This is a genomic window from Candidatus Methanoperedens sp. BLZ2 (assembly GCF_002487355.1).
GTDB lineage: Archaea > Halobacteriota > Methanosarcinia > Methanosarcinales > Methanoperedenaceae > Methanoperedens.
The window spans coordinates 1-17,272 of record NZ_NTMG01000067.1 but is presented as its reverse complement, the minus strand read 5'-3'; the positions used below and the strand labels follow the sequence as shown (position 1 = coordinate 17,272).

At 37.3% G+C, this 17,272-nt stretch carries 25 protein-coding genes and 1 tRNA gene; 11 read left to right on the top strand and 15 right to left on the bottom strand.

The window, feature by feature from the left end; translation table 11 throughout:
- Positions 1-11: 11 nt before the first annotated feature.
- A tRNA-Gln gene (locus CL181_RS13230) sits at positions 12-84 on the top strand.
- A 692-nt stretch (positions 85-776) separates the two neighbouring features.
- On the opposite strand, the gene CL181_RS13225 is transcribed toward CL181_RS13230, so the two are convergent.
- The 4 genes from CL181_RS13225 to CL181_RS21200 all read right to left on the bottom strand — a co-directional run bounded on the left by CL181_RS13225 (position 777) and on the right by CL181_RS21200 (position 2,276).
- A complete protein-coding gene (locus tag CL181_RS13225) occupies positions 777-1,112 on the bottom strand; it encodes a hypothetical protein (protein ID WP_097299786.1) in 336 nt (111 codons plus the stop codon).
- Positions 1,113-1,175: 63 nt separating this feature from the next.
- Positions 1,176-1,667: a YecA family protein gene (locus CL181_RS13220; RefSeq protein WP_097299785.1), complete on the bottom strand. Its 492-nt coding sequence runs from the start codon at positions 1,665-1,667 to the stop codon at positions 1,176-1,178.
- A gap of 70 nt (positions 1,668-1,737) precedes the next feature.
- Entirely contained in the window at positions 1,738-1,812 is a 75-nt protein-coding gene (locus CL181_RS21435; RefSeq protein WP_217993176.1) for a tyrosine-type recombinase/integrase, read from the bottom strand.
- A 332-nt stretch (positions 1,813-2,144) separates the two neighbouring features.
- Positions 2,145-2,276, bottom strand: coding sequence for a hypothetical protein (locus CL181_RS21200; protein ID WP_255251569.1), 132 nt, complete (start codon positions 2,274-2,276; stop codon positions 2,145-2,147).
- A 388-nt stretch (positions 2,277-2,664) separates the two neighbouring features.
- Here CL181_RS21200 and CL181_RS13205 point away from each other — a divergent pair, with 388 nt between their 5' ends.
- The 4 genes from CL181_RS13205 to CL181_RS13190 are packed head-to-tail and all read left to right on the top strand — an operon-like array spanning position 2,665 to position 6,473.
- Positions 2,665-3,111 (top strand): ATP-binding protein, encoded by a 447-nt coding sequence (locus tag CL181_RS13205; RefSeq protein WP_097299783.1) that lies wholly within the window; start codon positions 2,665-2,667, stop codon positions 3,109-3,111.
- Complete coding sequence (locus CL181_RS13200) at positions 3,095-5,014, top strand: AAA family ATPase (RefSeq protein ID WP_097299782.1); 1,920 nt, start codon at positions 3,095-3,097, stop codon at positions 5,012-5,014. Before CL181_RS13205 ends, CL181_RS13200 begins: the two co-directional genes overlap by 17 nt.
- Before the next feature lie 32 nt (positions 5,015-5,046).
- Complete coding sequence (locus CL181_RS13195; RefSeq protein WP_097299781.1) at positions 5,047-5,907, top strand: triphosphoribosyl-dephospho-CoA synthase; 861 nt, start codon at positions 5,047-5,049, stop codon at positions 5,905-5,907.
- On the top strand, positions 5,904-6,473 hold the full coding sequence (locus CL181_RS13190; RefSeq protein ID WP_097299780.1) for a DUF447 domain-containing protein: 570 nt from the start codon (positions 5,904-5,906) through the stop codon (positions 6,471-6,473). The genes CL181_RS13195 and CL181_RS13190 overlap by 4 nt, the downstream gene beginning before the upstream one ends.
- A gap of 28 nt (positions 6,474-6,501) precedes the next feature.
- Here the strand turns inward: CL181_RS13190 and ruvB are convergent, their stop codons facing one another.
- From ruvB to ruvA, 4 genes are all read right to left on the bottom strand, one after another.
- On the bottom strand, positions 6,502-7,488 hold the full coding sequence (gene ruvB / locus CL181_RS13185; protein WP_097299779.1) for a Holliday junction branch migration DNA helicase RuvB: 987 nt from the start codon (positions 7,486-7,488) through the stop codon (positions 6,502-6,504).
- Between the two features lie 99 nt (positions 7,489-7,587).
- The gene (locus CL181_RS13180; protein ID WP_097299778.1) at positions 7,588-7,794 is read right to left on the bottom strand and encodes a DUF2283 domain-containing protein; all 207 of its coding nucleotides are present in this window, start codon (positions 7,792-7,794) and stop codon (positions 7,588-7,590) included.
- Complete coding sequence (locus tag CL181_RS13175; RefSeq protein WP_097299777.1) at positions 7,782-8,108, bottom strand: hypothetical protein; 327 nt, start codon at positions 8,106-8,108, stop codon at positions 7,782-7,784. Before CL181_RS13175 ends, CL181_RS13180 begins: the two co-directional genes overlap by 13 nt.
- A 36-nt stretch (positions 8,109-8,144) precedes the next feature.
- Complete coding sequence (ruvA, locus tag CL181_RS13170) at positions 8,145-8,723, bottom strand: Holliday junction branch migration protein RuvA (protein WP_097299776.1); 579 nt, start codon at positions 8,721-8,723, stop codon at positions 8,145-8,147.
- Between the two features lie 300 nt (positions 8,724-9,023).
- Between ruvA and CL181_RS13165 the strand changes: the two genes are divergently transcribed.
- The 4 genes from CL181_RS13165 (at position 9,024) to CL181_RS13150 (ending at position 11,269) form a co-directional block, all read left to right on the top strand.
- Positions 9,024-9,488: a hypothetical protein gene (locus tag CL181_RS13165; RefSeq protein WP_097299775.1), complete on the top strand. Its 465-nt coding sequence runs from the start codon at positions 9,024-9,026 to the stop codon at positions 9,486-9,488.
- Between the two features lie 439 nt (positions 9,489-9,927).
- Positions 9,928-10,224, top strand: coding sequence for a DUF3467 domain-containing protein (locus CL181_RS13160; protein ID WP_097299774.1), 297 nt, complete (start codon positions 9,928-9,930; stop codon positions 10,222-10,224).
- A 1-nt stretch (position 10,225) separates the two neighbouring features.
- Positions 10,226-10,690 (top strand): hypothetical protein, encoded by a 465-nt coding sequence (locus CL181_RS13155; RefSeq protein ID WP_097299773.1) that lies wholly within the window; start codon positions 10,226-10,228, stop codon positions 10,688-10,690.
- Positions 10,691-10,699: 9 nt separating this feature from the next.
- Complete coding sequence (locus CL181_RS13150; RefSeq protein ID WP_097299772.1) at positions 10,700-11,269, top strand: hypothetical protein; 570 nt, start codon at positions 10,700-10,702, stop codon at positions 11,267-11,269.
- Between the two features lie 238 nt (positions 11,270-11,507).
- On the opposite strand, the gene ruvC is transcribed toward CL181_RS13150, so the two are convergent.
- Complete coding sequence (gene ruvC, locus CL181_RS13145; protein WP_097299771.1) at positions 11,508-11,990, bottom strand: crossover junction endodeoxyribonuclease RuvC; 483 nt, start codon at positions 11,988-11,990, stop codon at positions 11,508-11,510.
- Positions 11,991-12,100: 110 nt separating this feature from the next.
- On the opposite strand from ruvC, the gene CL181_RS13140 reads away from it, so the two are divergent.
- Both CL181_RS13140 and CL181_RS13135 read left to right on the top strand, forming a co-directional pair.
- Positions 12,101-12,436, top strand: coding sequence for a hypothetical protein (locus CL181_RS13140; protein WP_097299770.1), 336 nt, complete (start codon positions 12,101-12,103; stop codon positions 12,434-12,436).
- 4 nt (positions 12,437-12,440) lie between these two features.
- On the top strand, positions 12,441-12,959 hold the full coding sequence (locus CL181_RS13135; RefSeq protein WP_097299861.1) for a nitroreductase family protein: 519 nt from the start codon (positions 12,441-12,443) through the stop codon (positions 12,957-12,959).
- An 811-nt stretch (positions 12,960-13,770) separates the two neighbouring features.
- Here CL181_RS13135 and CL181_RS13130 read toward each other — a convergent pair.
- The 6 genes from CL181_RS13130 to CL181_RS13105 form a co-directional block, all read right to left on the bottom strand.
- Positions 13,771-14,955 (bottom strand): class I fructose-bisphosphate aldolase, encoded by a 1,185-nt coding sequence (locus tag CL181_RS13130; protein ID WP_097299769.1) that lies wholly within the window; start codon positions 14,953-14,955, stop codon positions 13,771-13,773.
- A gap of 58 nt (positions 14,956-15,013) precedes the next feature.
- Positions 15,014-15,811, bottom strand: coding sequence for a coenzyme F420-0:L-glutamate ligase (gene cofE, locus CL181_RS13125; RefSeq protein ID WP_176505222.1), 798 nt, complete (start codon positions 15,809-15,811; stop codon positions 15,014-15,016).
- 81 nt (positions 15,812-15,892) lie between these two features.
- On the bottom strand, positions 15,893-16,108 hold the full coding sequence (locus tag CL181_RS13120) for a DUF2283 domain-containing protein (RefSeq protein WP_097299767.1): 216 nt from the start codon (positions 16,106-16,108) through the stop codon (positions 15,893-15,895).
- Positions 16,109-16,110: 2 nt separating this feature from the next.
- Positions 16,111-16,491, bottom strand: coding sequence for an ArsR family transcriptional regulator (locus CL181_RS13115; RefSeq protein ID WP_097299766.1), 381 nt, complete (start codon positions 16,489-16,491; stop codon positions 16,111-16,113).
- A complete protein-coding gene (locus tag CL181_RS13110; protein ID WP_097299765.1) occupies positions 16,472-16,801 on the bottom strand; it encodes a DUF6516 family protein in 330 nt (109 codons plus the stop codon). The genes CL181_RS13115 and CL181_RS13110 overlap by 20 nt, the downstream gene beginning before the upstream one ends.
- Before the next feature lie 170 nt (positions 16,802-16,971).
- Positions 16,972-17,208: a hypothetical protein gene (locus CL181_RS13105; protein WP_097299764.1), complete on the bottom strand. Its 237-nt coding sequence runs from the start codon at positions 17,206-17,208 to the stop codon at positions 16,972-16,974.
- Between the last annotated feature and the right edge of the window lie 64 nt (positions 17,209-17,272).

The window sequence follows — 17,272 nt, the reverse complement described above, 5'->3', positions numbered from 1 at the left end:
CCGCAGTTTGAAGCCCGGTAGTGTAGCGGTCAATCATGCGGGACTCTGGATCCTGCGACCAAGGTTCGAATCCTTGCCGGGCTATCTTCTAAATGGTTATAATCCCAAGCGCCAATATATGAGAGGAGACATTAATGGCGTATAATGAAAATACCGATGATATTCATGGATTTGATCTGAAGCTCTCTCAATCAATAACTAAATTCAATCACGACATCAGGCCGTAACAAACAAAATCATATCAAGATATTATATTAACAGGGATCTGATGATAGAGGATGATTTTGTAATGCTCTCTGTGTCTATCCCCTGCTTATTTCTTCTTTTCAGAATTTGGTCGCTCAACTTGAGCAATATAAGAACTCAAATGTCGGCATCAATGTGATTCACTCAAGAAACTGCTCTTCAAAGAAGCAGATCACCTGATGCCCTGGAAATTAGAGTCAGCGGAACAATCAGTCAAGAACAAGTCTCTCATACTGAGGCATTCGGTTACTGAATGTAAGTACAGCAGCTCACCAGATGGGATGTGGCAGTTCGAGGGCTATGTATCAAACCTTGAGAAGCTCATTAGAATACATACCTAGAATGTTGATCCGAGAATCGTCCGCAGCGACCTGCTGTCCGGGATTTACCGCACCAATAAAAGCAGCCCATGGGATAAAATCGTGACCACTGACCCTATCTTCGTTAGTTCGAAACTGTACAAGAACGGGAAGTTTGAATCAGAGTTGGTCAGCGGCAGCGCAGTACGCTGGAAGGGCTGGTTTGGTCTTCTATTTCCTCATCGCCGTTTCGATTTCCGTTCTTCGAGCCTGAAGATCATCCAGTCTTTTTTTCAGGTCAGCCCTTTCCTTCTTGATCTTACGCAGCTCTGTCCGGTTCTTGCTGCTGGATAAGCAGTCTGCGCCAAGCTTCTCAACGATATACTGCTCAAGCTGACTTCTCAATATCCTGAGATACGGATTACCCCAAATCGCCCCTTCTCTGTATTCCAGTTTGCCAGCTCTAATGCCCTCCACAATGAAGTCCCGACTTACTCCATATTCCTTTTGGGCCGTTACGTCACTGAGGGTTGCCCCTTTGCGATTCCATTCCCCGTATTCTGCCATATCTCAACCTTCTCCCGAAATCTTTGATTTTCTTTTTATCCGCTGTTAGCTGAAGTCATCTTATTACTCATTTGTTGATGATATTACATTTAAATGCTGTTGTCCATCCTTATACGAAATTTCAAAATCCAATATCATTCTTTTTATATTTGGAAATTTCTTTTCTTTTCTCTCCAGCATTTTTGATAAAATTTCTTTTGCTATTTCTCTTTCGTTATTATCGTTTATATATTTATTAAAACTCTCATCAATTAATTTATTTCTTTCTTCAGGAGATAAAAATGAAGAATTCCAGGCTATTGCACAAATCTGGAGTGCATTATAAAATGTTTTGTCATCTTCACATTTATCGATTAAAGGTTCTGCAAATTCAAGGAATATTTCTGACATTTTTTCTTTTTGGGGATTAGTAGTTATAACTATGTCTTTAGGCAAATTTTTACCAAAACCATTTGCTAAAAGTATTTGGCTTATGTTATTTTTTTTATAACAGCACTTTTTATATTTTTTTCCACTGCCGCAGGGGCATGGTTGATTTCGACCAATTCTTGCCATCTCTTTCTCAAATCCATATTGCTGACGAGAGTATATATTCTATAGTCTTGCTGCTCTTATGTCCTAATAGTTATTGTATATGCCTTAAATCCACCCCACTTTCTAACAGATATGTGGCAAAACTATGTCTTAGACTGTGAGCGATACGGTCGGAAGAGTGAAATTGCGTGGTTTCTCAAGTCCGATAGACAGTCCAGAAACATTACTGGAAGCCCGATGCGATCTGCGGTAAAAGTGTGGCATTTGTTGGGTCGCTGGTAACGTATTGACTATCGAAAAATGAGGACGATTGGACCAGCTTAGCAACAGAGCAACTAATTAATAAAAATCGTATTGCTCATTTTATTTTTTAGTTTGTTGAAGATCCTTCCCATATTTTCCGATGCGCCCAGCTCACCATGATCCTTAAAGTTTCGCAATGCCCAGGATCGGCAACATTGCTATCCATATGGGAGAAATGAATTAATCTATATAACCTCAGTCGGTCCAGAAAAAAATAGGTAAAAACCCTGCATTTCTCTCCCCATTCTTTTCCTTTCTATCAGTCAATTTTTCATTCTTTTCTCCAATTTTTTCGTTCTTATTTGGAGCCATAATTTTCCTTTTCATATTATTTTTTCTCCTTAATCTGGCATTTTGGTGGTCGAGGAAGCCAAGAAAACTAGTTGCTTTTCGTGGATAGGATAGGATGGACATGGCTTCCTCATTTAACTAATACGTTTAATAATAATATAAATGATCCTACAATTATTTGAGTTTATTTTTGATTTTAAAGGTATTATGAATTTTATTTTAGTTTTTAACAGTTTTTTAAAGGTTATATTAATGAAAAAAATATCTATATTACTTAATATTGTAACGAATTACGATTCGAGAGTTCAAAATATAAAGATGATTAAATGAAACAAATATCAAAGGTATTATCTAATATTAAACAATAAGTTTATATAACAAAATTGTTATATAACAACATTGTTATGTATTGGAACGTGATATTATGTTACCAGTAGGTTCTCCGGCAATCGGTGAAGATTTTATTGATCGCAAAAAAGAAGTTGAATACATCCTTTCAGCGTTGAAAAAAGATAGCGTTCTTTTAATTGCACCCCGCAGATTTGGAAAAACTTCCATTATGAAAAGGGTAGAAAAAGAACTCCTGGATGAGGATAAGATTTGCGTTTTCTATAAAGGAATGTCTGGCATGGAAGAAAAAGCTGCAAGAGCCTTACTAAGAAGGATATGTAGCGTAGATTATTATCCAATAAATCTTGCATTTGGAATTTATAAGCAGGAAACTGGAAACGATGATTATGAAAAATTCATGGATTTGATAGCAGACCTCGGCAATGATTTCTATATTGAGTATGATCCCAAAAAAGGACTCAAATTCTACTCCAAAATGCTGAGAGATTGGTGGAGAGTGTATTATGGCGACAACGAATGATTTAATTCTTTACAGGTATTCACCTGAAAACATGCCCCAGGAGATTCTTAGAAAGCTCTTTGTAGGCAGGGAAAAACTTCTCAAAAGTATGGTAAAAGAAATCGAAAATGCCGCACGGAAAAAAACCCCAAGGTTCTTGTTAATAGTCGGGCCAAGAGGAATAGGAAAATCTCATTTTTTGGTATTATTATTTCATGAAATAAACAATAGATTTGGTTCTTTCTTGATTCCAATAAAATTAAGGGAAGAAGAATATTCTGTTTATCGAGCATCTGACTTATTCCTGCGAATCCTTGAGGAAAAAAAAGAAAATACTAAAGAAATCCTTTCGCTTGCGAATGAAGATGAGATACTTCATGCTGCTATTGAAAAACTTAAACTTATATCAAAAAGGGATGGTAAAAGATACATTATTTTTATTGAAAACCTGCATGAATTGTTCAAACAGTTAGATACCCACGAACTTCAGAAATTAAGAGCCATCTTTCAAAAGAATGATTTTTTCTCAGTTGTAGCCTCCGCACCCATGATATTCCCGGGTATATCTGAACATGATGAACCATTTTATAATTTTTTCCAAATTCAATTTCTCAGCGAATTTTCATTGGAGGAAATAAAAAACCTGATACAGAAAATTGCTGAAGCTGAGAATAACAAGAAATTTCTTGATGATTTCAAAAAATACGAACCGAAAATTCACGGCATGTCGCACCTTACAGGGGGAAGTCCAAGGCTTGTAATACTATTTTATGAGATGATCACAAGAGGGGAACTTGAAAACATAGAGAATGCTTTTTTCAAGATCATCGATGAACATACACCATACTACCAGGAGATATTCCAGTTATTAACAGGGCAACGAAGAAAGATATTTGATGCTGTTATTTCTTCTGAGGCGCCAATTACACCCAAACAACTTTCAGAAGTTGCCAGATTAGACCTCCCTACAGTCACAACCCAGCTTCGCAGACTTGAACAAGATGGATATGTCATTTCAAGACCAATGGGAAGATCTACTAAATATGAAGTAAGAGAGAGGCTATTCAGGCTTTGGAGGGAGATGAGGCAGCCTCTGGGAAGAAAAAGAGTGTCCATTCTTTTGGAGTTTTTACAATATTGGTACACTTCTGAAGAACGGAAAGAGCTATTCAGGACAAAATTCGAGATGCTTGAAGCTGGAGAAAAAAATGCATTGAAGGATCTGTGCTATATTACAGAAACTTTGCCGATGGAGTCCAAAATTGAAGCTCGCCTTAAGCTTACACCCAAGCTAATAGAATTGGGGGAACGTGAAGAGGCGGCATATGAAATCCAGAGTTTAAAGGAAACCGCAGCTCAATTCGGGAATAAAGACTTGGAAGGAAAAATTCCATTACATGAGGGGAACTTGCATATTTCCGAAAAAAGATATGAAAAAGCTATTGATGCTTACAAAAATGCTGTTGAGAACTTCCCCAAAGATGAAGACTTTATTGAAAGCACTATAGAAATTTGTTTCAATTTTGCCCTCGATGAATTAACGACTGGAAACCGTGGAAATTCAACTAAATTCATGAAAGTAGTTCATGAAATTAGCAAAGAGCTAAAAGAAGATAAAGTTGCCATGTTGACGATCAATTTCTTGAAAAACGCCGCGGATTCAGGAGATATTCAAGTTGTTAAGGTAGCACTTGATGAGATTATAAAATTGTATGGGAATAAGTATGAGGAACGTATCAAATTTATAATTAAGGCATTAGAAATCGTTGAAACTAGAGACATCCAAAAATATTATAATTTACAGATAGAAGAAAGAGAGATAGTAGGCGATATTGTAAAAAGGATTACTAAATCTGATGAACTGTTGCCGGAGGAAATTAGAAGAAAGGAAAGCCGTTTAACTGATTATATTGATGCTGAATAAATATATGTTGTAATAAATTAACATTACCTCAAATGAATCCCTCCCACATTGCCCGGTGCGCCCAGCTCGCCATGATCCTTGAGGTCTCAGCCACACCGAAGCCTGGCAACATCGACCGCGATCACAATTATACCGACACCCGCTTTGAACACTTCCTGGCAAGCGCTGTTGGGGTTTATCCCATACTTGAGAAGGCCGCTGCCTCAGAATCCGGAATTGGAGAGCTTATCCATAAAGCAGTAACAGAAAGCAGTAAATGGCAAAGCGGCGGCAACACGCATTTTGGGGCATTTATTCTTCTTATTCCGCTTGTGATGGCAGGAAGCAGGTGTGAAAATACGACGTGCCTGAAAGAGCAGGCTCAAAAGATCGTAAGGGAAACGACTGTTAATGATGCAGTTGAATTTTATCTGGCCTTTTCAAAAGCAAAAGTGAAAGTCAAACCGGTTGATGACCTTGACCTTTCTGATACTGGTTCCATTGAAAAAATAAAAGAACAGGGATTGACTCTTTTTGATATGATGGAGATTTCCGGAAGCTATGATATGATCGCAGAGGAATGGGTAAATGGTTTTGAGAAAACATTTGAATGCGCCACAATGATAAAAGATAAAATCAGGAAAAATGGGATAAATGACGCTGTGGTTCTTACATTCATGGAGATTCTATCAAGGAACAAAGACACCTTCATCCAGACAAAATTTGATACAAAAAAAGCCGAAGAAATTTCAATGCGGGCAGGGAATATTTTAAAGGGCGATATGAACAGAATTATGAATGGAATTTGCAAATTTGACGAAGAGCTACTGAATGAAGGTGTCAATCCGGGGTCAACTGCTGATATTATTATTGCAGGACTATTTGTTTTGCTTTTTGAGGGGATGAGATTTTGATAGACCTCGAAGAATTCGGGATACAGGAAGGGATTTCTGAGGTTATTTTCACAAGTATGTCAATTGAAGGAACTCCAAATGCAGCGCCTGTTGGTTTGCACATGAAGAACGGAAGACTTTTTGCCATGATATACAAATCAAAGACACTGGATAACATAATTGAGACATCTAAAGCATCAGCAAATATCGTTGATGACCCGGTTTTATTTGTGCAGTCTGCTCTTTCTGATATTGAACCCCGGGAATTTGATTTTGTTGAAGGATTCCCTGTCCTTAAAAGGGCCATGGGGTGGATCATCTTTGATTGCAGGATCAAGAAAGGTGAAAATATTTCAGTAGTTGAACTCCTGGCAGTCAAGTCAAAAATATTGCAGCGAAAGATCAAGCCCATAAATCGCGGTTCCAATGCTGTCATCGAGGCAGCAGTCCATGCTACACGATATGTTGTGTTAAAAGAACAAAAATATCTTGATCACATCGATCATTATAACACAATTGTCCAGAAATGCGGTGGTCCCGGCGAAAAAGAAGCGATGAAGCTGCTTTATGACTTGATACGGTTATGAGAGAAAAGTCAATTTAGCAAATATAGGATTATTTAAGATTTATGTGTTTTTTAGCAGCAGCAGTTGTCTCTCTTCCCTGTGGAGTCCTTTTGATAAACCCGATCTGGATAAGATATGGCTCATAAACTTCTTCAATTGTCCTGACTTCTTCCCCTACTGATATTGCAATGGTCTTGGCCCCGACAGGTCCGCCTCCAAAATCCGTTGAGATTATACCAAGTATGCGCCTGTCAAGCTCATCAAGTCCGAGCCTATCGATCCCAAGCATTGTGAGTGCTTTATCCGCAACATCCTGCGTGATGTTCCCTTCTGCTCTCACCAGGGCAAAATCCCATACGCGCCGAAGCAGCCTGTTTGCTATGCGCGGTGTCCCGCGGCTTCGTTTTGCGATCTCAATGGAACCGTCCCTGGTTATTGGGATTTTAAGGATGGAAGCGCTGCGGGAAACAACTTCTACGAGCTCATCCACGGAATAGAGGTTAAGCCTGGAAATAAAACCGAACCTGTCACGAAATGGCGAACCAAGGAGACCCACTTTTGTTGTGGCGCCAATGAGAGTGAATCGATCAAGAGTCAATTTTATGGAGCGTGCGCTTGGGCCCTCACCAATCATTACATCGATCTCGTAATCCTCCATTGCTGGATAGAGAATCTCTTCAATAACTGAATTCAGGCGGTGTATTTCGTCAATAAAAAGCACATCACCTTTCTTGAGAGCAGTCAGGATCGCCGCAAGGTCACCTGGTTTTTCAAGCACGGGACCGGAAGTGCTTTTGATATTTGAGCCCAACTCATGTGCAATAATATGGGCAAGAGTTGTTTTCCCAAGGCCGGGCGGGCCTGAAAACAGGATATGGTCAAGTGGTTCCCCCCGTTTCTTTGATGCTTCTATGAAGATTTTCAAAGACTCCTTGAGCGCATGCTGCCCTATGAAATCATCAAGCCTGCTGGGGCGGATGGTTAGTTCTTCTTTATCATCTTTTTGTGAGATCGGGGTGATTATTCGCTCTTCCATTTTGATTCCTGATGTTTCTTTAAATATGAGCGCAGACTATTGTTTATCCTGTTTTCATTAAAAAAATCTCCCTCAAAAAATCTTCTCTTAATATACTTCTTAAGTAGTCATTACTTCTATTGGGATATTTACCTTGGTATCAGCGAAAAGGTTCAGCTTCTCAAATCCGATGACTTTATTATCTTTATCTTTTTTAAGTATTACTTCTTCGCCTGTTTCTTCACAGATGAATTCTTTTTCAGCATCATCAAACCATACATCAAGCGTATTTGATTCACGGTTGATAATCACTTTTATTTTTTCCATATCTGGACACCTTCTTTTACTCTGTCAGTAATATAAGCTGTAATTACGGATCCTTTATTCTTATTTGTCACTACACACATATGATAGTTTTTATTGTTGTATACGATTTCCCTATAAATTAGATATACATCTTTATCAACCCTGCTCTGGCGGATGAAGTCGGGATTTTTCAAAGTGAAAATCAATTCTGATTCCATACCTTTTAAATGTGGATGCTTGGTGGTTGTAATGTACTCCCAGTAGCTTTTTGTGACTGAAACCTTAAACCCAAGTGGTGTGGTTTCTTCAAAAAGAAGTTCTTCACTTTCGTTCATGATTTTTGTTCCTCAGTGTGTTTTTCATCCGTTGACTCATTCCTTCAATTTCAAAAGCGCCGCCTTTATAATCGTTTCAACCTTCTGTTCGCCCCCGGAAACCGCCTCAACCGCGCGTTCAGCTGACTGCCTCGCAAATCCAAGCGAAACAAGCGCTGACACAGCATCATAATTGACATTGCTCGTGGCAGGAAGCGTAAATCCTTCCATTTTCTTTGTCATTTTATCCTTCAATTCCAGTATCAGGCGCTTGGCATTCTTAGCGCCCACCCCGGAGATGCGGGTCAGGACTTTTTCATCCTCATGGATTATTGCAGCAGCAAGCTCTTCAATTTTAATTTGTGAAAGGATGTTCATGGCGATCTGGGGCCCGACCCTTGTTACACTTATCAGGAGCTTGAACATCTCAAGATCGCTCTGGTTTAAAAAACCATAGAGTATATGGGCATCTTCCCTGACATGAAGATAAGTATAAAGTTTTACTTTTTCTTTCCTGCCTGTGAGTTCATTCAATATCGGTTTTGTCACATTTACCTGATAACCGATCCCTCCGACATCGACCACAACAAATCCTTCGCCGCTCCGGGCGATATCACCATAGACATGGGAAATCATATATTATCTCATTATATTTATATTAAATTCGGAATTATGTCATTATTTATGTCATCTAAGTATACTTGTTTTTTTATATGATATTGACAAAACATGTATTTTAGAGCTTCGTTTAGAGGAGCTTAACATATTTAAAAATGATTTTATAATAATATCCATTATTGTATGTCTTATTTCCTCTCTTTTATTTGGATCCAGATTAACCCAGAGGTTTTTATTAGGAATTAATATAAACTTTATTCACTTGTAAATTATCGATGTTGAAAGGTTTAAAATAGTATTGTAACTATCATACGTATCATGGTACACAATGGTATAATATTTTATCTAGAAAGTTTGAAAGGTTATGCAATATTAATTGAAGCTGTTTTTTTGATTTTCATAAATTATATGCTTTTTGGAAATCACGAAAGAATAATAAATCAAATTAAAAATAATGTACAATCTGTAACAGACATCTTAGCAATTCTGGGCGCATCAATAGTATTTCTTGGTTTTATATATTGGTTAGGGTATTACATAGCTGCAATAAAATGGAATGTAGATATAACGATGAGTGGTGGTGGATCTCTAAATGAAAACATTCTTCCCTTTGGTGGTTTATTCGTTTTAGCAATTCTTATAAGTCCACTAATGATATATTTATCACGTCCACAATTATCTGAGATTCGAAAATTTATAATAATAAACTTCGGATTTGTGTTTACTGTTGGGTTTATTAATGAATATATTAATGAATATTTAGTACATCTTTTTAAACTTTAAGACAACTAAATGTTCTCCGCTTGATAAACAAATAAAAGAAATACATGGTGTTATAAATTGGTGTTGCTGAATAAAGAGGAACAATTACTCGTTCCTCTTTATTCAGCAACACCTCTTACTTGATTGCCTTAATACAATCCGAAATAAGACGTATAGATTTTTATGTCTTTCGGTTATGAAAATAGTGAGATATTTAAAATCTATTTAATAAATATTGGTTTTAATAAGTGGCCAAAATTAAGAATAATTTATACAGGTTATGATGAATTGTAGTTATATTTATACCCAAACATTATCCAATTCTTTGATTTCAATGCCAGCCATATAGAACCTTTTAAAAAGTACGTACTCAGGAACGAACAAGAGCTGATAATATCATTACCATATCTTAAAATAGTGTAAGGCTTAATATATCATTGAAATAATAGAATGAATAATTATGACTGAAGAAAATGATTCAATACCTGATATATATACAAATAACTTAACTGTTAGTGGTACAGTTTATGAGCTATTGATTTCCTTTAGGTTACAGACCCCTCAAAACGATGGTACAACATCTGATAAGGAAATTTTAAGGGTTCGAATGAGTCCCCAGCAAGCACTGGCTTTAAGTATATTATTAAATAATAGTTTAAAATCGTATAATGAAACATTTAAGGAGATTTTTCTTCCAGATAGTTTATTACTACAATTAAAAGGAGAAGAACCCGTTGAAACGGGAAGTGAGGAATAATATGACGGTATTAATCGAATCTTTAAATAAATATAAAATTCCCTTGAAAACGTTGGATAATTTACCTAAATCAACTCAAATTAAAAACAGTGAAAACATCTCTAGGAAAAACTCCAAAGAGATTACCTCTGTAACCTTTGGGAGAACTAATAATGATTTAAAACATCTAGAAATTGGTTCACGAATGCCTATAAAGGAAGGTCTTATATTGTTGTCAAACTCTGCACTATCAAGAAAAAGAATTGAACGTTTTTCCTCGGCTACTTCTTCAAGACAAATAGACGTGCTTCCAAGAATAATCACTCGTAACGATATAAGAAACAAATTACTTGCTTTTGAAAAGAAGTATAATAAGACTTCGGATAAGTTTTATTCGGATTGGAAACAAGGAAAGGCAATAGATAATTTAGATACATTGAAATGGGCAACTTATTACGAGATGTGGAAACAAAAATATTTTATGTAAGTTGAAAAAATGTCAGCTTTTGGTGACTATTATTCAAATCAGAAAGGAATTTTTCGATCAAAGCTTAGCGAAATTGTTAAGTCTGCAAAAGATGAAATATCAAATGATCCAAAAAATCTTTTTATAAATTGGATAGTTGTCTTTAAGGATGAATCCATTCTAGAAACTTTTGAATATTTGGAAATAAATAATAATGAAATCAAAAAAACGAACTATGGATATGAGTATAAGAGAAACTCCGGTTATTTCTTTTTTTATGAGATGGAAAAAGAAAAAAGTAGCGCTGATAAAGCAGATACTGCAAAGCTGGCAAAGGGTATAGATGAGATGAAAAAAGAGAAAAGTAGCCTATCTGATAAACTTAAGAAACCACAGTATCATTTGCATGTTGGAGTCAAAAAAGAATATAGCTCCCATATACAAAAAGTTCCAGAATTATTAGACCACAATGGACCACATTATAAAGTATCTCCAATTACAATAGATGAGATCATTGGTATAATTATTGTAAATTTTTATGATACAAAAATAAACTTGCTTGATAGATTCAAAATAAACATTACTCCAAACGTTGTATGACAAAGTCTTGCAAATTTTTTATATTCCCTAACTTAAAGAAATCCTTACAAGTTGTTTATCTGCGCCTGAATCTAACCTTAAATCGGTATGTTGGGGCGTTGTTGAGTTGTTCTACTCTAAATAATAAATAAACAGTACGAACGAACTTATGAAACAGACCGTTAGAGTATGTGGTTTCAGTTATTCTAATACGATTAAAACAAACGATTTATTAACCCCCATGTTAACCATTACCGATTTAATCTAAAGCAAATTTTTTCATGTTTATATGACATAAAGCAATCGACAGGCCATCAGCAGCATCATCCGGTTTTGGTATCTCATCAAGGCCAAGGAGCCTCTTGATCATCTCCTGTACCTGTTTCTTGTCAGCCCTTCCCGAACCCGTTATTGCCTGCTTCACCTGGTTTGGGGTATATTCAAAGATCGGGATATTGCGCTGCTGTGCTGCAAGGAAAATTACACCTCTTGCCTCGCTTACGCTCAACCCATTAGTGACATTCTTACTGAAAAAGAGTTTTTCAACTGCAATAACCTCTGGTTTGTATTTTTCAAAAAGAGATGTTATTTCGTTAAATATCTCCAGAAGGCGCTCGGGTGTTTGTTTATCTGCGGATGTCCTGATACAGCCGTAGCTTATAGGAGTAATGTTCCCGTTTTCTGTCCTTATCACTCCAAAGCCTACAGTTGCAAGCCCTGGGTCGATTCCGATAACATTCATGGTATTTAAAAAGTGTTTAACCTTTATGTGCTTTTGCCATGCAATTTAATTTTTGGATTGAGTCCAGCACTACGAAATAATTTAGTACATGGAAATGAATCTATGGATAGATGAAAGATACAATTATTTCATTATCACGAAAAAACAGGACAAACAATTTTTTGAAAAATAAGATCGAGTTAAAATGCAAATGTGGATTTTCCGAAAAAATTACTTATTATAATTTTCTATCAGGCGGGGAATTTGATATCGGACAGACCACCCAGACAGTCAGTACATATATTTCCGAATCTATATACGAGGAAATGATCCGGGTAACTCCCCTGAATTTATCAAGGAAATGTCCAATATGCGGTGAAGAAATTAAAGCAGTTTTCCCGATCTCAGCTGAAAATCTTATTCCTATGCTGCAAACGGCGCCTCCTGATCCTCTTATGTATGGGTGATAAAATGGATACAATAGAAGCAATAAAATCAAGACGCAGTGTTCGTGGATTTAATGATGAAAATGTGAGTGATGAGAAATTATTACAAATCCTGGAGGCCGGAAGATGGGCACCGTCGGGTTTGAACAACCAGGCATGGCGATTTATTACAGTACGTGAGTCCGGAACAAAGGTCGCATTATCAAATCTTACCAAATATGGCCCTACTATTAAAAAAGCACCCCTTTTGATAGTTGTTTTCCTGGATAAAGACCACATGTACCATTATGTAAAAGATGTACAATCAATAGGCGCATGTATCCAGAATATGCTCCTTGCCATTCATTCCATGGGACTTGGGGGAGTATGGCTCGGCGAGATACTGGAGAATAAGGAAAATGTCAATAAAGTCCTTGAAGCTCCGGATTCATTTGAATTAATGGCTGTAGTCGCCCTGGGGCATCCTGTTGATAAGAAAAGGCTTTCAGAAAGGAAAGAACTTGATCAACTTATTTTCCGGGAAAAATTCGGAAAAAGCTGGTAAAGCTTATCGTTTTTATTCAACTGTTATCGTATGATGATGATGATAATCACAATTATATAATTATGGGTTAATAATATATACCATAGGAATTATTTACATATTGTTAACGATTAATTAATAATCGCTGACATAAAAGGAGGAATAAAATGATAGTTTCACCATACTGCCAAAAACATGATATGGCTATAAGACTTCTAACGATTTCACATTGTGAAAAGCGGCAAGAGGAGGATTGCGAAGCCGGTCAGTGTGAACATTTTGGAATGCGGTTTTATTCCAAAAGTGGTTATTAATTTTAAACCATTTTTGTTATTCTTTTTTCGCAATCTATAGGTTTCCCCCAAATCAACTAATTCAACGAACTCACAACCAACTCACGAGTTCGTATCGAATTTTTGTAGTTACATTAAAGTTTAATAAGTAATAAACAATTTCTAGATTGGAAAATATGCTTAGATAATCATGAAGTTAGTTTCACTTATGCGCGAAAATAAATTTCAGAAATCTAAAACATTCATATAACATAAAGATTAGAAATGTTATCCTAAATATCCACCATTCGAATTTTCCTATAAGTTCTTCCATGGTCATCTCCTATAAATTCCAATTTATGAATTTTTTACTAATATTCTGATTTAAGTAAAAACTTGAAGAGTTCCACTATCATAATCTCCATTCACCACAACGAAAACTTTATTTGAACTTACACACTAAAAGAAGCATGTAAGTCTTGGATATGCAGTCTAAAATCTTGCTGGATTGAATCTGCATATCTAAACTTTCTTTTTTTCGTTTACTTTATCTACAATATTTATTCGTATCCCATAAACCTCGCTTGTATCAGCTTCCTATGAAATTCCGGTTTGCTTATAACTTCATTCACCGCACGGGCTGCTTCTAATCCGTCTTTAACAGGCAAACCCCAGATGTTTCGCCCATATATGCCGCCTTCTGCACCTGCTTTCATGACAATTTCCGTTTGTTTTACGAGACTCTCGGTCGGATTACCTGGCAGTTTAGGCCCGCCTGAAAAAATAACAATAGAATGAGGAGCGGCCTGCACAACAATGCTTGCCCTGAATATTTCCTGGTCTGCTGTCAATGAAGTCTGTGCATTTTTGGGTTCAAGGTATTTGTAAGCGATCATGCTTGAGTTCTTTTTTGCAAGACCCTCTATATGTGAATCGTATGCTCTCCGGTTGTCAGGCTTTACTTTTGCCGGATATTTGGTCTTGACAATATCTGCTCCCAGTAATCCGGAAGCTATCGAAACAGCATAATGTGTCCAGTACAGGCTATCAGCCTGCGTCACACCCTGGAATTCACCTTCTTTATCCTTGAATCCGGTCTTCTCATCCAATCCCAGCCCCCTTGCATAAGCCCATACCACAGCAACAAGACCCGCATCATGAGCCTTTCTGATGATTTCTGCTGCCCTCTCAAGGTCTGCTTTTATGTGTTCTCCCCCCGGATATATTGTCAAACCGATAGCTGACGCACCGTATTTAAGCGCTTCTTCAATTGTGCCCACAGTTGACATAAATCCTGCGCTCTGCGGCTGCGAAATGTGTCCATCGATCTTGTATATCAAAGGAATATCAGGCCTGAATAAGTGCTTGAACTGCCTTACATTGCCAGGGTGCAGGACATATCCTGAAAAATTGCCGCAATTCACCAATTCTGCAATAGATCGCATGTCTGCCGAGCCTTTTCCCCTGAGATTTATTTCATCTGCGCCTGCCTCATCGTTTTCCCACAGGAATTCATGGCCAGGACCATGTTCGGAACTTTTCTGGTCAAAAGGCATGAAAAGTGCTGTACCATTCCCAGGGCCATGGGAATAAAGCATGCGGTAAAGGTTTGCTTCAACTCCGCTTTCCAAAAACTGCATTTTCTCAAGTCTTGGCCGCAAAGCCACATTTTTCTCAATATCGATTTTAAGATCAGCTTCATCAATATGTTTCTTAGAATTCATTAATGTTTGAACAAATGCCATAATTCCCTCATTTTAGATATTTTCTCTTCTTCCTTAAATGTTTCAAGATATTAAAAATTTATTGTTTTACATTTATTCCGGGCTTGTTAAAAATTCTATTTCCAGTCCTGTCAAAACAGGCAAAATAAAGGCATTCTTCCCTGGGGATCTGCGGGATATCCGCGCTGCCATCTATGAATACTGCAGGAGCATCCCGAATAAGCACTGCCGGAGTGCTCTCATCAGCTTCACCCATGATTATTTGCGCTGCAGAAACCAGGTTATCCGCAGTGGCGCGCCTTGTAATTAAAAGCGGTTTTCCGAAGAGGTCTTTGCGCCCCCGAATATCCTCGACCGGCTCGATACCTGCACAGCCAAGCGCAATACCCACACACCCAAGACGCAGGGGCTGCGTTCGGCTATCGCCCACAATTACTGCAATATTGCAATTGTATTTTTTCATAAGCTTCTTGCGTATCCCAATTGCGCTCTTCTCTGGATCAGCCGGAAGCAGCACAACATAACCTTCAGGAGCATTTGAATTATCGATCCCTGCGCTTGGTGAGAGCACACCTTTTGTAATAGTCACAACCACACCTGGTATCCCTCCAAGGATCTCATCGGATTCCCTCATGATCAGCTCCATTTTCCGCGGGTCATTTTGATATGTCTTTGAGAGTTCAATAGCTTTTTTAGAGGGTTTTACCGTGTCTAACTTCACAACGCGACCTTCTGCGGTTGCTACCGCTGATTCTGCAAGAACGAAAATATCATTTTCCTGCGGTGTTATTCGTGCTGTTTCCATAGCATCGCACAGCACCACTGCAATATCATCGCCCGGTATTATAAGAGGTGTTTTTATCCCGATTAATTGCATGTTATTAATTTCCTTTATTGTTAGTTTTATTTGACCAGTTTGGGTATTTTAGAGCTTGTCTGAATATTCAATGTTGTTTTATTATAAAGCTTCCACAGGAGTTTCATCTGAGGCTCTCATTGTGATCTTTGAAGTCTCTGCAAGGAACTCGCTTGCATCCAGGATTTCCATTAAAACAGGTTTTCCTTTTTTTGAAAAGTGAACTATGATAGGACCGACTTCTTGCGCATAATCTATAGGTTCTTCACTTACTTCATAAATTAGAATATCATTCTTTCTGTTATAACTGATTTTCATATCTAAGCCGTCAACGGAACCGTAATATGCAGCGCATCGTAATCAACAACAGGCACTTTCCTGACGTGATTTTTTCCTTCCTTAAGCTCCAGGAGACCTATTCCCTCCAGGAAAGTAAGATCATTATGCACATTCGATTCTTTGCGTTTTAGCATCCTTGCAAGTTCACTGATGGATTCAGGCTTCTTCTCTTTTATGATATGAAGCAGGCGCAGGCGCTCATGGGTTAATATCTTTCCAATATCCTCTGCTGTACGAGTCACTATCTTATGCGGCTCTGGTTCGCGAATCTCACCGCGCTTCACTCTTTCAAATAACTGGTCAAGGTGCTCCCCGTATTCCTCATCACTCATAACTATAATTTCAACGTCTTTTAATTTCATCGATTACCCTCCGATTAGCGTCTATAAAACTCATTATCTCTTCAATTAATTTTTTTGGGCTGTTAAAATCTATCTCCTGCGCCTCATTTTCAAACGTATGCCTGTGATCTCGTTTATTGTGTCCTTTTATTGTATGTGCATTATCAAAGCGTATCAAAGTCTTCCATCCTTGGCTGGTTCTCACACGGTAATTGAAACTGTATCTAACACCGTGCGGGATTTCAGACGAGATTGGTACCTGCTTCACTGAGATGTCAATGATCTCATCTTCAGCAAGTATTCTTGTCTCTCTGATGGTTCTTTCTGGCACAGTATAAATAGGATTTTTAACCTATATATAATTATATGGTGGCAGCATATAACTTATTTGAGCTTTCCTAGCGTGCCATGTCATTTATGGAAAGATGGAAATGCGTAAGTTTAGTTATACTAATTTCCGAAAAAAGGCTACATACAGACCTCATATATTTTGATGCAAATTTATTTATAATTATTTTTTTCAACTAAATGCTTCTTTATTTCTTCCCATTCTAATAAAATATCATGGCTGTTTGTCCACCAATTTTCAAAAGGAGGACTGTTCTTAGTGGGTTTAATCTCTGCATATTGACCTTGATATATTGTATTTATTGGCGGTAAATTATAACAAATATTTTCAGAGATAATCCATCTATCATGTATTGTGTTTAATAATTCTTTGTTGCAGATAATTTTCAATTCAGCTTTAATACAGGCTGTCCCAAAACTTCCTATTTTTAAAAAAAATCACTAGTTCTACATT

What these genes read in the sequence shown, in the direction of transcription:
- CL181_RS13220 (WP_097299785.1), bottom strand. Translation starts at nt 1,667, where the DNA reads ATGGCAAGAATTGGTCGAAATCAACCATGCCCCTGCGGCAGTGGAAAA.
- CL181_RS21200 (WP_255251569.1), bottom strand. Translation starts at nt 2,276, where the DNA reads ATGAAAAGGAAAATTATGGCTCCAAATAAGAACGAAAAAATTGGAGAA.
- ruvC (WP_097299771.1), bottom strand. Translation starts at nt 11,990, where the DNA reads ATGAATGTTATCGGAATCGACCCAGGGCTTGCAACTGTAGGCTTTGGA.
- CL181_RS13130 (WP_097299769.1), bottom strand. Translation starts at nt 14,955, where the DNA reads ATGGCATTTGTTCAAACATTAATGAATTCTAAGAAACATATTGATGAA.
- CL181_RS13180 (WP_097299778.1), bottom strand. Translation starts at nt 7,794, where the DNA reads ATGGAAAAAATAAAAGTGATTATCAACCGTGAATCAAATACGCTTGAT.
- CL181_RS13140 (WP_097299770.1), top strand. Translation starts at nt 12,101, where the DNA reads ATGAAAGATACAATTATTTCATTATCACGAAAAAACAGGACAAACAAT.
- CL181_RS13155 (WP_097299773.1), top strand. Translation starts at nt 10,226, where the DNA reads ATGACGGTATTAATCGAATCTTTAAATAAATATAAAATTCCCTTGAAA.
- ruvA (WP_097299776.1), bottom strand. Translation starts at nt 8,723, where the DNA reads ATGATTTCCCATGTCTATGGTGATATCGCCCGGAGCGGCGAAGGATTT.
- CL181_RS13200 (WP_097299782.1), top strand. Translation starts at nt 3,095, where the DNA reads ATGGCGACAACGAATGATTTAATTCTTTACAGGTATTCACCTGAAAAC.
- CL181_RS13160 (WP_097299774.1), top strand. Translation starts at nt 9,928, where the DNA reads ATGACTGAAGAAAATGATTCAATACCTGATATATATACAAATAACTTA.
- CL181_RS13175 (WP_097299777.1), bottom strand. Translation starts at nt 8,108, where the DNA reads ATGAACGAAAGTGAAGAACTTCTTTTTGAAGAAACCACACCACTTGGG.
- CL181_RS13135 (WP_097299861.1), top strand. Translation starts at nt 12,441, where the DNA reads ATGGATACAATAGAAGCAATAAAATCAAGACGCAGTGTTCGTGGATTT.
- CL181_RS13195 (WP_097299781.1), top strand. Translation starts at nt 5,047, where the DNA reads ATGAATCCCTCCCACATTGCCCGGTGCGCCCAGCTCGCCATGATCCTT.
- CL181_RS13150 (WP_097299772.1), top strand. Translation starts at nt 10,700, where the DNA reads ATGTCAGCTTTTGGTGACTATTATTCAAATCAGAAAGGAATTTTTCGA.
- CL181_RS13115 (WP_097299766.1), bottom strand. Translation starts at nt 16,491, where the DNA reads ATGAAATTAAAAGACGTTGAAATTATAGTTATGAGTGATGAGGAATAC.
- CL181_RS13205 (WP_097299783.1), top strand. Translation starts at nt 2,665, where the DNA reads ATGTTACCAGTAGGTTCTCCGGCAATCGGTGAAGATTTTATTGATCGC.
- cofE (WP_176505222.1), bottom strand. Translation starts at nt 15,811, where the DNA reads ATGCAATTAATCGGGATAAAAACACCTCTTATAATACCGGGCGATGAT.
- CL181_RS13120 (WP_097299767.1), bottom strand. Translation starts at nt 16,108, where the DNA reads ATGAAAATCAGTTATAACAGAAAGAATGATATTCTAATTTATGAAGTA.
- CL181_RS13165 (WP_097299775.1), top strand. Translation starts at nt 9,024, where the DNA reads ATGGTACACAATGGTATAATATTTTATCTAGAAAGTTTGAAAGGTTAT.
- ruvB (WP_097299779.1), bottom strand. Translation starts at nt 7,488, where the DNA reads ATGGAAGAGCGAATAATCACCCCGATCTCACAAAAAGATGATAAAGAA.
- CL181_RS13225 (WP_097299786.1), bottom strand. Translation starts at nt 1,112, where the DNA reads ATGGCAGAATACGGGGAATGGAATCGCAAAGGGGCAACCCTCAGTGAC.